Annotated in this window: 1 protein-coding gene; it reads right to left on the reverse strand. The window is 63.9% G+C overall.

The window, feature by feature from the left end:
- Positions 1-626, reverse strand: a 626-nt coding sequence (locus tag FE784_RS40460; protein WP_218103896.1) for a hypothetical protein, incomplete at both ends; no start/stop codon positions are given.

Genomic DNA, 626 nt, shown 5'->3' on the forward strand with positions numbered 1-626 from the left:
TGCGGCGCGGGCGGCTTGTAAAACGCCCATGTATCGTTGATTGGCAGCACCCGCCCGTCCGGGTACGCCAGTTTCGCGGCGATCCCCAGCATCGCCGGCAGCTGCGGCAGTCGTTGCAGCAAGTCCAGCTGTTCCAGCCGCGTTCCCGTCCGCGGCGATTCGTACCCGGGCGGATCGCTCCAGCCTGCCGCCTGCTCGGCGGCCCGGCTGAGCAGCAGCGCCGAATCTTTATGGTACGTCACCGACACTTCCTTCCAGAAGCCGTCCAGCATATAGACGTTGGCCGCGTACTGCTCCACCAGCTCCACCGCCTCGTGCATCAGGGCCGGGTCGTTCAGCGCCTTGGCCAGCGCGATCAGGCCGATGTAGTTCAACACCTCGTTGTTGTGCTTGATGACCGGAAACGAATGAAAGTAATCCAACGACGGCCGGAACATGTCTTCGACGATCCGTGCGTCCGCGTCTTCGCCCAATTCGGCGCTCAGCAGTTCGAAGGCGTTCGTTCGTTTAACGATGGCATAAGCATCCGCCAGCTGCCCTAGCGCGCTCAGCTCGGACTGCGACCAGCGGGCCCACAAGCCGCCGTAGTACGGGTACGGCGGTCCGCCCGCAGGCTCGACCGGATA

The sequence above is a fragment of the Paenibacillus hemerocallicola genome (genome assembly GCF_006265175.1).
Classification (GTDB): Bacteria; Bacillota; Bacilli; order Paenibacillales; family NBRC-103111; genus Paenibacillus_AB; species Paenibacillus_AB hemerocallicola.